The sequence below is a fragment of the Pseudomonas sp. Leaf59 genome (assembly GCF_920984685.1).
Classification (GTDB): Bacteria; Pseudomonadota; Gammaproteobacteria; order Pseudomonadales; family Pseudomonadaceae; genus Aquipseudomonas.
On the sequence record NZ_CAKLBR010000012.1, the window covers coordinates 131,036 to 143,153 of the forward strand.

15 protein-coding genes and 1 tRNA gene are annotated in these 12,118 nt (G+C 58.4%); 8 read left to right on the plus strand and 8 right to left on the minus strand.

Annotation, left to right across the window (positions count from 1 at the left end):
* Positions 1-30: 30 nt before the first annotated feature.
* The 3 genes from LUB09_RS14900 to LUB09_RS14910 form a co-directional block, all read right to left on the minus strand.
* On the minus strand, positions 31-357 hold the full coding sequence (locus LUB09_RS14900) for an Arc family DNA-binding protein (RefSeq protein ID WP_003193592.1): 327 nt from the start codon (positions 355-357) through the stop codon (positions 31-33).
* Positions 358-762: 405 nt separating this feature from the next.
* Positions 763-942 (minus strand): PA3371 family protein, encoded by a 180-nt coding sequence (locus LUB09_RS14905; RefSeq protein ID WP_231422924.1) that lies wholly within the window; start codon positions 940-942, stop codon positions 763-765.
* Positions 943-952: 10 nt separating this feature from the next.
* Positions 953-1,177, minus strand: a complete 225-nt coding sequence (locus LUB09_RS14910) for a hypothetical protein (RefSeq protein WP_231422929.1) — start codon at positions 1,175-1,177, stop codon at positions 953-955.
* Between the two features lie 348 nt (positions 1,178-1,525).
* Between LUB09_RS14910 and LUB09_RS14915 the strand changes: the two genes are divergently transcribed.
* A tRNA-Arg gene (locus LUB09_RS14915) sits at positions 1,526-1,602 on the plus strand.
* 283 nt (positions 1,603-1,885) lie between these two features.
* The gene (locus LUB09_RS14920; RefSeq protein ID WP_231422925.1) at positions 1,886-3,271 is read left to right on the plus strand and encodes an MFS transporter; all 1,386 of its coding nucleotides are present in this window, start codon (positions 1,886-1,888) and stop codon (positions 3,269-3,271) included.
* A 57-nt stretch (positions 3,272-3,328) separates the two neighbouring features.
* Here the strand turns inward: LUB09_RS14920 and LUB09_RS14925 are convergent, their stop codons facing one another.
* The 4 genes from LUB09_RS14925 to flgA all read right to left on the minus strand — a co-directional run bounded on the left by LUB09_RS14925 (position 3,329) and on the right by flgA (position 5,920).
* On the minus strand, positions 3,329-4,078 hold the full coding sequence (locus tag LUB09_RS14925) for a flagellar brake protein (protein ID WP_209983992.1): 750 nt from the start codon (positions 4,076-4,078) through the stop codon (positions 3,329-3,331).
* Between the two features lie 96 nt (positions 4,079-4,174).
* Positions 4,175-4,645 (minus strand): flagella synthesis protein FlgN, encoded by a 471-nt coding sequence (locus tag LUB09_RS14930; protein WP_209983990.1) that lies wholly within the window; start codon positions 4,643-4,645, stop codon positions 4,175-4,177.
* A 48-nt stretch (positions 4,646-4,693) separates the two neighbouring features.
* Positions 4,694-5,020 (minus strand): flagellar biosynthesis anti-sigma factor FlgM, encoded by a 327-nt coding sequence (gene flgM / locus LUB09_RS14935; protein WP_003233506.1) that lies wholly within the window; start codon positions 5,018-5,020, stop codon positions 4,694-4,696.
* Between the two features lie 141 nt (positions 5,021-5,161).
* Positions 5,162-5,920 (minus strand): flagellar basal body P-ring formation chaperone FlgA, encoded by a 759-nt coding sequence (gene flgA, locus LUB09_RS14940; RefSeq protein ID WP_209983988.1) that lies wholly within the window; start codon positions 5,918-5,920, stop codon positions 5,162-5,164.
* 81 nt (positions 5,921-6,001) lie between these two features.
* On the opposite strand from flgA, the gene LUB09_RS14945 reads away from it, so the two are divergent.
* Positions 6,002-6,934, plus strand: coding sequence for a chemotaxis protein CheV (locus tag LUB09_RS14945; protein ID WP_057010069.1), 933 nt, complete (start codon positions 6,002-6,004; stop codon positions 6,932-6,934).
* A gap of 42 nt (positions 6,935-6,976) precedes the next feature.
* Positions 6,977-7,804 (plus strand): protein-glutamate O-methyltransferase CheR, encoded by an 828-nt coding sequence (gene cheR, locus LUB09_RS14950; RefSeq protein ID WP_209983985.1) that lies wholly within the window; start codon positions 6,977-6,979, stop codon positions 7,802-7,804.
* An 84-nt stretch (positions 7,805-7,888) separates the two neighbouring features.
* Here cheR and LUB09_RS14955 read toward each other — a convergent pair whose 3' ends face one another.
* The gene (locus LUB09_RS14955) at positions 7,889-8,671 is read right to left on the minus strand and encodes a hypothetical protein (RefSeq protein WP_209983983.1); all 783 of its coding nucleotides are present in this window, start codon (positions 8,669-8,671) and stop codon (positions 7,889-7,891) included.
* A 324-nt stretch (positions 8,672-8,995) separates the two neighbouring features.
* Between LUB09_RS14955 and flgB the strand changes: the two genes are divergently transcribed.
* From flgB to flgE, 4 genes are read left to right on the plus strand one after another with little or no spacing between them, the layout of a single operon-like run.
* On the plus strand, positions 8,996-9,403 hold the full coding sequence (gene flgB, locus LUB09_RS14960) for a flagellar basal body rod protein FlgB (protein WP_003233501.1): 408 nt from the start codon (positions 8,996-8,998) through the stop codon (positions 9,401-9,403).
* 3 nt (positions 9,404-9,406) lie between these two features.
* Positions 9,407-9,850, plus strand: a complete 444-nt coding sequence (gene flgC, locus LUB09_RS14965; protein WP_003233500.1) for a flagellar basal body rod protein FlgC — start codon at positions 9,407-9,409, stop codon at positions 9,848-9,850.
* 16 nt (positions 9,851-9,866) lie between these two features.
* Positions 9,867-10,589, plus strand: a complete 723-nt coding sequence (locus LUB09_RS14970) for a flagellar hook assembly protein FlgD (protein ID WP_209983982.1) — start codon at positions 9,867-9,869, stop codon at positions 10,587-10,589.
* Between the two features lie 31 nt (positions 10,590-10,620).
* Entirely contained in the window at positions 10,621-11,937 is a 1,317-nt protein-coding gene (gene flgE / locus LUB09_RS14975; RefSeq protein WP_231422926.1) for a flagellar hook protein FlgE, read from the plus strand.
* Positions 11,938-12,118 lie beyond the last annotated feature (181 nt).

The following is a 12,118-nucleotide window of genomic DNA, read 5'->3' on the forward strand; positions in this document are numbered from 1 at the left end:
GGCTTCGGCTTTCAATTTTGCAATCTTGAATCAATTGGCTTCTGCGGCCGCCTCAACGTCGTGCGCGATAAGCGAAACGAGGGCATTCTGCTGGCGGTGGGAAAGCTGACGAAAGCGCTGCAGCAGCTCGCGTTCGTGCAGTGACAACTCCGGACTGTCCAGACGCATGCTCAGCTCTTCGCCCAACGCACCTTCCTGAATAAGGCTCTGCTCCAGGCGCGCGATGATTTCAGAGTTCATGCTGCGGTGATGATTGCGAGCCACCTCGGCAATGCGTTCCCGCATACCGTCTGGCAGACGTACGACGAATTTGTCAGCCGTACGGCTGGAATAAATTGCCTGTTTCAATGGGCGCATATATTTAACCGGTTAGTTCAGGGGAGCGGTTTTTGGAATTGGCCGCAAGGATGAGTGTTAAGACAAGACTCACGACCAAAGTTCAACCCGAATTGCAAAGAGGTCGCATCATGCCTCAGATTCGACATTTCCTTGGCGTCAATTCTGTGACAAATATTGAACTGCCTAAAGGCTTTATGCCAGCACTGATTTGCATTTTTGCGGACTGGTTTGAATATTTTTTGCGTGACGTGCGTTAAACGCGGATCAACACGCCAACCACCGCAGCGAATGTCTGGAGGGCGCACATCGTAAAGCAATATGGCTGTTTGCCCCTAGTGCTAAGACTAGTGGCATTCTGCCAATTTACTAGGTCTATACGACGTAAGGTAGGAGAAGGCGGGGGAGGTGGCGCAACGGCAGCTTTCAGCGCAGCACAGGATCGAACTTGATACGGCGGCCGACGATCAGCGTGAGCACCAGCAACACAGCGAACACCGCACTGGCGATAAAGGCTGTGATTTGCCCCTCTTGCGCAGAGGCCTGAAGGCCAAAAGCGACGCTGATCAGGGTTAGGCAGAGAAACAACCAGGAGGATTTGGACATGACAGCTTCCTTAGAAAACCCAATGTTCAGCGGGAGCTGACTGTGCATTCTGTGTGACGCGCACAGGCGTTTGCGCATTTGCAGTCATCACCGCCAATTGCGGACGCTGCTGCAGGTGGTGTGGAACGGGCTGGCGAAGCTGCGCAACGTCATCACCTGTGGTCGACTGGAAATGAAACATCACCAAAGCGGCGAGTGCCACGGTATTAAGGGCTAACAGAAGGGCACTGTTCATGTTCATGTTCTCCGCCGATTGCTCTGCCAGGTTGGTGATGGGTTGTCCGTGTAGGACTTGTCTTATAGAAGATATTGCAGATGCCGTGCCAATGTTTATTTTCAATAAAATCAATGGGTTGGGCTTGAACGGCAGGGCTTTCTGATTGCAATTTGCAATGCTGGCATTTTGGGGGAGTGCATTTTGCACGATGCCCTGCAAGTCCCGGTTTTACTGGGCCAAGTAGAGATCTGCCGGGCGAGGAATGACCTACACGTAAAAAGCCAACGGACGACATGACAAAACGGACCTTGGCCGTTAACATGCTCGCCGTCCGTCGCCATGCCTTTGGCCGGGCGACTGTCATTTGTCCCAGTAGCTCAATTGGATAGAGCATCCCCCTCCTAAGGGGAAGGTTGGCCGTTCGAACCGGCCCTGGGACACCAGATTCAAAGCCCCGCGCAGCTCATTTGGATGGCGGGGCTTTTTTGTGCGCGCTCGGCGCGGATCCAGTCGAACCTTGGCACTGATCCGGGTTCACAGCAGGGGCATCCTGTATTTCTCTTAAAGGTGTACCTTCCATGCGCTCGCGCGGCGTCTGAGCTGTAGTTAATCATGCTGAACACATTAATCTCCGCAAACAGCGCGTATCGCCTGTCCGGATTCGGCGACGCGGGACTATCATTCCGCTAGCCCTGACCCTACTGCAAGGAGCCGCTCGGAACGCCGATGCGCCAAATCTGGAAATCTTTTCGAGCCCTTTATTTCGCCTCTTTGATGATGCTGATCGGCTCAGGCCTGCTCAGTACTTACCTGGCACTGCGCCTCGCGGCCGACCATGTCGACAGCCTGTGGGTGGGCGCCTTGATGGCGGCCAACTATTTCGGCCTGGTGCTGGGTGGCAAGATCGGGCACCGCCTGATTGCGCGCGTCGGGCATATTCGTGCCTACGCCACCTGTGCCGGCATCGTCGGTGCGGCTGTGCTGGGCCATGGCCTGATCAACTGGTTGCCGGCCTGGATCGTGCTGCGGGTCATCGTGGGCCTGGGCATGATGTGCCAATACATGGTCATCGAGAGCTGGCTCAATGAACAGGCCGAGGCCAAGCAGCGTGGCTTGGTGTTCAGTGGTTATATGATCGCGTCCTACCTGGGGCTGGTACTGGGCCAGTTGATTCTGGTGATGCATCCCGCGCTCGGTCTGGAACTGCTGATGCTGGTGGCTTTGTGCTTTGCCCTGTGCCTGGTGCCGGTGGCCATGACGCGCCGCATTCACCCGGCACCCCTGCACCCGGCACCGATGGAGCCGCGCTTCTTTATAAAGCGCGTGCCACAGTCACTGAGCACAGTGCTGGGGGCCGGGTTGATCGTCGGTTCGTTCTACGGCTTGGCGCCGCTATATGCATCTCAGCAGGGGCTGACCACCGAGCAGGTCGGCCTGTTCATGGGCTCGTGCATTTTCGCCGGGTTGTTGGTGCAGTGGCCGTTGGGCTGGTTGTCGGATCGCTATGACCGCGCGCTGCTGATCCGCTGTTTCGCCTTGTGCCTGGCGGTGGCGGCATTGCCGCTGGCGATCATGACCAAGGTGCCTCTGGAAGTGTTGTTCGTTGCTGGCTTTTTCTGTTCGCTGGTGCAGTTCTGCCTGTATCCGCTGGCCGTGGCGTTTTCCAATGATCATGTCGAGGGTGATCGTCGTGTGTCGCTGACGGCCATGCTACTGGTGACCTACGGCGTCGGTGCCAGCATCGGGCCGCTGTTGGCCGGTGTGGTCATGAAGATGTTTGGCAGCCACATGCTGTATGCGTTTTTCAGCCTGTGTGCCCTGGTCCTCGTATGGCGTATCCGGCCGAAGGCGGTGACCAACCTGCATCAGGTGGACGATGCGCCGCTGCACCATGTAGCGATGCCCGACAGCATGTCCAGCTCGCCACTGGTGGCTGCGCTGGATCCGCGCGTGGACGAGGCGGTGGTGCAGGAACAGATGCAGACGCCGGTTGCAGATCCTGAGCCTGAACCCGAGTCGCCGTCACCGGTTGACGAGCCAGGCGCTGAGGAACCCGCGGAACCAGTGGACCCGGACGAACACCCTCATGACCTGAGCAGGGCGCGCCCCTGAAAGCAAAAACGGGCAGATCCCATCAGGATCTGCCCGTTTTTTGTCGCGATTCGCTTGTCAGAAATCGTCGTCCTTGTCGAACCGACGTGCTTCACGTTGCAGCTGGTACACAAACCGTTCGACCTGACGCTGCACCAGCCCGCTCATGTTATGAAAGCGCACGCCGGCGAAGGTGGTATTGATACGATCTTCGAAATGCAGGTGACGCAACTCGACGGAGGTAGTCATGCTGCCAAAGGGCAGTGCGGCGATAAACCGGTCGTACACCTGGCCCAGTTGCAAACGCTCGGAGATGTCGCCTTCAAAGCGCAGTTTGCAGCCGGTAGCGGAGATATCCAGCAGTTTTCCGTTGACCGGAAATTTGAGCCTTTCGCCACCCAGCTCGATGTTCACCAGTTGCGCCAGCTTCAGCGCGGCGCGGAAGGCGTTGCGGCGCTGATGATAAACCACCTCGTCCGGCATGCTGCCAGTATAGATACGGTGGCCGTCTTTCTCGCTGATTGTGAGGGTGCCCTTGCTTTCCCAAGCGACACGCACGCCATCGTGGAAGCCCTCGATGCGAAAGGGTTCGCCGCTTTCAAGGTGGCGCTCGCCGTCACGCGGGATCATTTCGTCCATGACCAGAATTTTGCCGTCGCGGTCCACGTCCACCAGGTAGCTCTGGAAGCGCTGGCTGCGTTCGTGGAAGGTGATGATCAGCGGGTCATGACTTTCTTGCAGCATCCGCAACGTGCTGGCGATTTCCAGAGGCGTGGTGAGCACCTTGGGTGGCTGCGGGGCATCTTCCGCATTAAGGGCGTTGAACACGGTTCTTCCATCTCCAGACAATATACGACTACTCGCAAGAACCGGCATTTTGCCAGTATGTGGCGCGCCTTGGATAGGCCGCGCTGCAAACCAGCGTCAGGCTTGGCTACGGGTACTGGGTTTGACCAGGCGGGAGGTGGAACCCTGAGCGTTGTACAGCGCAGGTGGCTCACCGCCATGAAGTATGCGCAACTGGTTGGCGGTCGTAGCTTGCTGCAGCTGGATCGACTGGCCGTTGAGGAGGTTGGCTTCCTGGCACTGGGTGAGCAATTGATTGAGCGCTTTGCTCTGCTCCAGCAGTTGATCACCGACCGAGGAATGGCTGGCCAACTGGGCGAGGCCGTCATGATCGGCCGGCAGGCCGAGGCTGGTCAGAATCTGGCTGCGCTTCTTGCCGTGCTGTTCGAGCAGGACAATCAACGATTGTTTGCGCGCCAGGATTTCTTCGAGCAAGGGCATGTCCCGACCGTAGAGGGCCAGGGATTCTTCTTTGAGCAGCTCGAGCAATTGTTGCGTCGGCGCCAGATCATCGATGATCAGTTCAAGCAAGGTTTCGTCGTGGTGCATGGCAGGCCTTGGGGTTTAAGCGTCCAAAAGCCCGGCGCAGGCCAGTGCCTAGCGCTCGGCTTCGAAATTAAGCAGCTTGCTGGCTACGCGGTTGCTGTCGACTTTATAGCTGCCATCGGCGATCGCCTGTTTCAATTCGGCCACGCGGGCCTTGTTGACAACCGGTTGGTCGCGCAGCGAGTCAGTGACCTTCTGCAACTGCTGAGCCTCATTGCTCAAGTGTACGGATTCCCCGCTCTGGCTGGCGCTGGCCTGTTCCGTCTTCGCGGCAGGCGCTGGCTGGGCCTTGGCTTCTGCGCTTTCCTTGGTGCCGCTGGTGCGCGTAGTACCTGGCAACGCCGGGGAGTTATTTAAACGGCTGAAATCGATGACCATGATAAAAAACCTCTGGGTATTTGGACGCTTGCCATGTTTTCGGCCATACCCAAACAAACTTTAGGCTCGATTGACAATAAAACTGCGCGCGCAGGCGTCTGGCCCACAGTGTAGGAAAACCCGGCGTCCTGTACCAGTGTTCTATAAAGCCACCTCCACTTGCCCGGGCGCCGTTACGCGCGCCTTGATCACACGGTTGGAGTTGAGGTTCTTCACCCGAATCTGTTCACTCATACCGCCGTTGGACAGCGCTTCCCCCGGCATTCTTACGTTCAGCCCGCCGCTGCTGGCGGAGATCACTACCTGATCGCCCTTGCGGATGACCTCGGCCTGCTCCAGATGCACCAGGGTTATCACCTGGTCGGTGACCACCGGTCGGGTAAGTTTCTGCCCGATGGCCTGGTCGACCGAGGTCAGATAGCCCTGGCTGATCTGACTGATGTCGCGTTCACGCATCACCACATCCTCGAAACCAATAATGCCGGTGCGTTTCAGCGGCCGCGCCACGACTACCACTTCGCGGAACAATTTGACCTGCGCCGGCACAAACACGGTCCAGGGCGACGCGCCTTCGCAACGTACTTTTACCGTTACACGCCCGATTGGCTGGGCCGGACTTTCCAGGCTGGCTGTCAATTCCTTGTCGCACATCGGCATACGCAGACGCGGGTCGAGCTGCTTGACCTCGATCTCATAACGGCCGGGCGTCTGTGTGCTCGCCAGATAATCTTCTACAGTGAACTCAAGAAAGCCCTGAGTGACGCCGATAAGGAGATCAGGCAGGGTGACGTTGTCGGCGCGAGCCGCTGCGCCTGAGCCCAAGGCAAGCAATGCCAGCGTGACGCAAAGCAATCTGCGGTACGTTGGAAGGCGTCGGGAAACTGTCGTTTTAAGGTCCATGACCAATAAATAGCAAAGCTCGTGCCGTTTAGAGTGGAGTGCGCGTCGCACCCCCAAAGGTTTTAGCGTAGGAGTCTGGGCATGGCAGGTGTAATGGATTCAGTAAACCAGCGCACACAGCTGGTAGGGCAGAATCGCCTCGAGTTGCTGCTGTTTCGTCTGGACGGCAAGCAGCTGTATGGCATCAACGTGTTTAAAGTGCGAGAAGTGCTGCAGTGCCCCAAGCTGACGATCATGCCCAAGTCCAGCCCGGTGGTGTGTGGCGTGGCCAACATCCGGGGCGCGACCATTCCGATTCTTGACCTGGCATTGGCCACCAGCGCCGCCGGGTTGCAGGACCGCCAGAACCCGTTCGTGATCATCACCGAGTACAACACCAAGACCCAGGGTTTCCTGGTGCGCTCGGTGGAGCGCATCGTCAACATGAACTGGGAGGAGATCCATCCGCCGCCCAAGGGCACCGGTCGCGATCACTACCTCACGGCAGTGACGCGGGTCGATAACCAGTTGGTGGAAATCATCGACGTGGAGAAGATCCTCGCCGAAGTGGCACCGACCTCGGAAACCATCTCGGTGGGCGTGGTGGATGCCGACACGGCGCACAAGGCGATTTCGTTGCGCGTGCTGACCGTGGATGACTCTTCCGTGGCGCGCAAGCAGGTGACCCGTTGCCTGCAGACCGTCGGCGTGGAAGTGGTGGCCCTCAATGATGGTCGCCAGGCCCTGGATTACCTGCGCAAGCTGGTGGACGAGGGCAAGAAGCCGGAAGAAGAGTTTCTGATGATGATTTCCGACATCGAGATGCCGGAAATGGACGGCTATACCCTGACGGCCGAGATACGCAACGATCCACGCATGCAAAAACTGCATATCATCCTGCATACTTCGTTGTCGGGTGTTTTCAATCAGGCCATGGTCAAGAAAGTCGGTGCCGATGACTTCCTGGCCAAATTCCGCCCTGATGACCTCGCATCCCGGGTAGTCGACCGGATCAAGGCAGCAGATCACGGCTAGGGGATTTCCCCTGGCGGTCACACGATTTAAGAGGCGGTATCTTTGTCTACGGGTAATTTGGATTTCGAACAGTTCCGGGTCTTCCTGGAAAAGGCCTGTGGCATATTGCTCGGTGAAAACAAGCAATATCTGGTATCCAGCCGCCTCAACAAGTTGATGGAGCTGCAGGGTATCAAGTCGCTGGGCGAGTTGGTGCAGCGCATCCAGGGCCAACCGCGCAGCGGGCTCAAGGAAATGGTGGTCGATGCCATGACCACCAACGAAACCCTGTGGTTTCGCGACACCTACCCGTTCGAGGTACTCAAGAACAAAGTACTGCCGGAGGCCATCAAGGCCAGCCCGGGTCAGCGTCTGCGTATCTGGTCGGCCGCCTGCTCGTCGGGGCAGGAGCCCTACTCGATCTCGATGGCCATCGATGAGTTCGAAAGAACCAATATCGGCCAGTTGAAAGCCGGTGCGCAGATCGTCGCCACCGACCTGTCCGGCACCATGCTCAACAACTGCAAGACCGGTGAGTACGACAGTCTGGCCCTGGGCCGGGGCCTGTCGCCGGAGCGGCTGCAGCGTTTCTTCGACCCCAAGGGCGCGGGACGCTGGGCGGTCAAGGCGCCGATCAAGAGCCGAGTGGAGTTTCGCTCGTTCAACCTGCTCGACAGCTACGCCAGCCTGGGCAAGTTCGACATGGTGTTTTGCCGCAACGTGCTGATCTACTTCTCGGCCGAGGTAAAGAAAGACATTCTGTTGCGCATCCACGGCACCCTCAAGCGCGGCGGCTATCTGTTCCTCGGTGCTTCGGAGGCACTCAACGGTCTGCCGGATCATTACCAGATGGTGCAATGCAGTCCCGGGATTATTTACCAGGCCAAGTGATGTTCACTTGAAAAAACGGGAGGCTCTGCAAAGGCCTCCCGTTTTTTATGCGCGCAGCAAACGAGACCCTTCAGCCAACCGTACTCAGGGCCTGAGCGTCATGCGGATATTGCTCAGGGACAGGCGATGAGCCCCCCTGGGCACCGTCTGGTTGAAAATGCCCAGCCGCACGCTGGTCGTCGCGGTGGCGGTGAATGACCCGGTTCCGGTCTGTGGTTGGGCCTGGGTAATGTTTTTTACGTCAGCGCCAATCCGGCTGCCGTTCATCGTCATGCACAAGGCCGAGCCATCGCTGACAGCAGAGCCGCCAATGACGTCGAAGCTGAAATCGTAAGTGCGCCCCGCAGTCACCGGTACTGCACGCGTGATGATGTGAGCGCTGACCGGCTGGCTGATGAGCAGGTCCACCACCACGCTGCTGTTAATAACGTGCAGTAATCCGCCCACGTAGGGCCCCTGGGGTACCCAGCCTTGAAGCGTGTTATCGCTGAAATCCCATACGGTGGCAGGAGGCGGCACGATGATGGGCAGGGGATTGATAAATACTCGCGCGGTTGGCGCAGCGGAGAGCAGCCTTGCGCGGTTGATGGACAGCAGCAGATGCACGAGGGTGCCGGCGCTGACTTCTACAAAACTTTTAGGGATCAGAAATTCGAGTTTGGGAGCGCTTTGGGCAATCTGAAAGCTCTGGTTGAACTCGCCACCACGCACAGTACTGCTCAGGGTCAGAAAGACCCTGTCGTCCTTTTCAACCGGGAAATCGGCAGTCAGTCCAGCGGAGTGACCGGTAATAAGTTGGGTGTTCAGCTCCGCAGGGGTGGGTGCTGAGTTTTGCTCGTTGAATCTTGGCAGCGGGATAATCAACATTGCAAACCTCTGCGGCACACATTAAGGGGGTCGCCGAATAAGGCCTCCAGGCGACAGATACCGCAACTGTCAGAAATGACAGTCAAGACCAACGGTGGTGTCTTCCTGCCCACTCAGTGAGGGTATTGACGGGTGGCCGTCCCTGCGTAAAGCGGCAAGCACCGTTGCCGCTTTACTGGCGCCACGCGGAAGCCGGTTGCCGCTTTTCTGGCATTGCCGCCGGACCTGTCCCCGCAAACCCTTGAATTACGGGCCTTGCGCACATTGGCATGCGCCTTGCTATGACCTTGTTACGAACAGCAGGTCAGCCTAAAGGTTTCCGCCATGAGCATCAGCTTCGATAAAGCGCTCGGTATTCACGAACAAGCCCTGGGCTTTCGCGCAAAGCGTGCCGAAGTCCTGGCCAACAACATTGCCAACGCCGATACCCCGAACTACAAGGCTCGGGACCTGGACTTCTCCGCCGTGCTCGCCGCACAGCAGGACAAGACCCAGAACGGCACCTTCGCCTTGAACATGACCAACAGCCGTCATATTGAAGCGCAAGGCCTGAGCAGTGGTGACGAGTCGTTGCTGTATCGCACGCCGATGCAGCCGTCGATCGACCAGAACACCGTCGATGCTCAGTTGGAACAGTCGAACTACGCCGAGAACTCGGTGAACTTCCAGGCCAGCTTCACCCTGCTCAACAGCAAATTCAAAGGGCTGATGTCAGCCCTGCGTGGAGAGTAAGCCATGTCCCTGTCCAGTGTTTTCAATATTGCCGGTAGCGGCATGAGCGCCCAGACCACGCGCCTCAACACCGTGGCCAGTAACATCGCCAACGCCGAGACCGTGTCTTCGAGCATTGACCAGACCTACCGCGCTCGCCACCCGGTGTTCGCCACCATGTTCCAGGGTGGGCAGAGCGGCGGCAGCGATTCGTTGTTCCAGGATCAGGGCAATGCAGGCTCCGGCGTGCAAGTGCTGGGTGTGGTCGAGGACCAGAGCAACCTCGAGGCGCGTTACGAGCCCAACCATCCTGCTGCGAACGAAAAGGGTTATGTCTACTACCCCAACGTCAACGTGGTCGAGGAAATGGCGGACATGATCTCGGCCAGTCGCTCGTTCCAGACCAACGCGGAAATGATGAACACCGCCAAAACCATGATGCAGAAGGTCCTGACCCTGGGTCAGTGATAAGGGGCGCCAACTAATGGCCATCGTTGATACGTCAAACAACTCGGCAGTCCAGGACCTTTTCAATTCCAAGGTCAAGACCGCCCAGGACAACACCAGCCTCACTGACGCCGCCGCAGGCGCGACGGGCAGCCAGGCAATGGGCAAGGATGCTTTCCTGAAACTGCTGGTAACCCAGTTGAAAAACCAGGACCCCTTGTCGCCGCAGGACAACGGTGCGTTTGTGGCCCAACTGGCACAGTTCAGCAGCCTTGAAGGCATCAACAACCTGAACGACTCGGTCAAGGCGATTTCCACCAACGTGACCTCGTCGCAGGCGCTGCAAGCGTCTTCGCTGGTGGGCCGTTCGGTGATCACCCAGACCGACAAGACGCTGGTCGACACCAGCAAGAGCATGACCGGCTCCGTGAATGTGCTGGCGTCGGTGGGCAATGTCGCGGTCAAGATCACCGACAAGGACGGCAACACCGTGCGCACCCTCGACATGGGCGCCCAAAGCGCCGGTTCCCAGAGCTTTATCTGGGACGGCAAGAACGACAAGGGTGAGGTTGCGGCTGCGGGGACTTACACGTTCACGGCCACCACCAAGAATGACGCGGGTGATTCCGTCGCCCTGGCCACCTCGCTGCCGGCAACGGTGACCAGCGTGACCCTGAGCCAGACCGGCGGCGAAATGCTGCTCAACCTGGCAGGCGGAAGCAGTATCAAGCAGTCGCAAATCCAGACCATCGGTTTATAGAGCCCGCTAACTACGGTGCAAGGAGAAATACATGTCTTTTAACATCGGCCTTAGCGGCCTCTATGCGGCCAACAAACAACTGGACGTGACCGGCAACAACATCGCCAACGTTGCGACCACGGGCTTCAAGTCGTCCCGTGCGGAGTTCGCCGACATCTACGCGGCGTCCAAGCTGGGCACCGGCCAGAACAGCATCGGCAACGGCGTGAACCTGGCGGCGGTATCCCAGCAGTTCACCCAGGGTGACGTGAACGGCAGCGGTGGCATCCTGGACATGGCGATCCAGGGCGGCGGCTTCTTCATCCAGAAGGGCAGCGACGGTGCGTTGCAATACACCCGCAGTGGCGCCTTCCGTGCCGACAAGGACGGCTACATCACCAACAACACCGGCACCTCGCGCCTGCAAGGTTATGCCGCGGATGACAACGGCAAGATCATCAAGGGCGGCTTGACCGACCTGCAACTGAACCTGTCGAACCTGCCGCCCAAAGCCTCCAGCAAAGTCGATTCGGCCAGTAACCTGAACTCCTCGGAGGTTGTGATCGACCAGGTGGCCAAGCCGTTCAACCCGAGCGACACCAGCACCTTCACCACCCAATACAGCACCACCTTGTATGACACCCAGGGCAATTCTCACGCCATGGTGCAATACATGGTCAAGTCGGACTCCAACCAGTGGAAGTCCTACACCTTGATCGACGGTCGCAACCCTGATGGCAGCGCGCCGACGGGCACCGGTGCTGTCGCCCCGGTGGCCTCGACGCTGTCGTTTGATACCGCCGGCAAGCTCACCGGTATCGTGACCCCGCCGAGCACGGCGTCCAACACCACGTTGACCATTTCCAACTGGGTGCCGGGCACTGTGACCGACGGCGTGTGGAAGGCTAACGGCGCTGCTGCCAACGCCGCGGGTGTGGCCGTCAACATGGCCACGATCACGCAGTACAACTCGGCCAGCTACCGCAACCCGCCGGTCACCGACGGTTACGCGACCGGCCAGATCACGGGTCTGAAGATCGACGGCAACGGTGTGCTGTTCGCGACCTTCAGCAACCAGCAGAGCAAGGCCATCGGCCAGCTCTCCCTGGCCAGCTTCAACAACGAACAAGGTTTGCAGCCGGCGGGCAGCACCACCTGGAGAGAAACCTTCGCCTCGGGCCAGCCGGGCTACGACACTCCGCAATCCGGCACCCTGGGTTCAATCGTGTCCAACTCCCTGGAGAACTCTAACGTCAACCTGACCAACGAGCTGGTGGACCTGATCAAGGCCCAGAGCAACTACCAGGCGAACGCCAAGACCATCTCCACCCAGAGCACCATCATGCAGACCATCATCCAGATGACCTGATGGGGTAGCGCACCACAGAAAGCCCCTCTTTTTGAGGGGCTTTTTTCTGGGCGTTGTCCCGTCCTGAATAAGGTTTACACCTTCTGACCTTTCTTCAGGAGGACTCAATGGATACGGGAAAAAGGCGCAGCCAACGCGATTACACGCTAGCTTTTAAATTGTCGGTCGTAGACCAAGTCGA

Excerpts from the sequence above, each read along its gene's own strand:
- LUB09_RS14920 (WP_231422925.1), top strand. The coding sequence starts at position 1,886 with ATGCGCCAAATCTGGAAATCTTTTCGAGCCCTTTATTTCGCCTCTTTG.
- flgC (WP_003233500.1), top strand. The coding sequence starts at position 9,407 with ATGTCCCTGTCCAGTGTTTTCAATATTGCCGGTAGCGGCATGAGCGCC.
- flgB (WP_003233501.1), top strand. The coding sequence starts at position 8,996 with ATGAGCATCAGCTTCGATAAAGCGCTCGGTATTCACGAACAAGCCCTG.
- LUB09_RS14955 (WP_209983983.1), bottom strand. The coding sequence starts at position 8,671 with ATGTTGATTATCCCGCTGCCAAGATTCAACGAGCAAAACTCAGCACCC.
- LUB09_RS14945 (WP_057010069.1), top strand. The coding sequence starts at position 6,002 with ATGGCAGGTGTAATGGATTCAGTAAACCAGCGCACACAGCTGGTAGGG.
- LUB09_RS14930 (WP_209983990.1), bottom strand. The coding sequence starts at position 4,645 with ATGCACCACGACGAAACCTTGCTTGAACTGATCATCGATGATCTGGCG.
- flgE (WP_231422926.1), top strand. The coding sequence starts at position 10,621 with ATGTCTTTTAACATCGGCCTTAGCGGCCTCTATGCGGCCAACAAACAA.
- flgA (WP_209983988.1), bottom strand. The coding sequence starts at position 5,920 with ATGGACCTTAAAACGACAGTTTCCCGACGCCTTCCAACGTACCGCAGA.
- LUB09_RS14970 (WP_209983982.1), top strand. The coding sequence starts at position 9,867 with ATGGCCATCGTTGATACGTCAAACAACTCGGCAGTCCAGGACCTTTTC.
- LUB09_RS14910 (WP_231422929.1), bottom strand. The coding sequence starts at position 1,177 with ATGAACAGTGCCCTTCTGTTAGCCCTTAATACCGTGGCACTCGCCGCT.
- LUB09_RS14900 (WP_003193592.1), bottom strand. The coding sequence starts at position 357 with ATGCGCCCATTGAAACAGGCAATTTATTCCAGCCGTACGGCTGACAAA.
- flgM (WP_003233506.1), bottom strand. The coding sequence starts at position 5,020 with ATGGTCATCGATTTCAGCCGTTTAAATAACTCCCCGGCGTTGCCAGGT.
- LUB09_RS14905 (WP_231422924.1), bottom strand. The coding sequence starts at position 942 with ATGTCCAAATCCTCCTGGTTGTTTCTCTGCCTAACCCTGATCAGCGTC.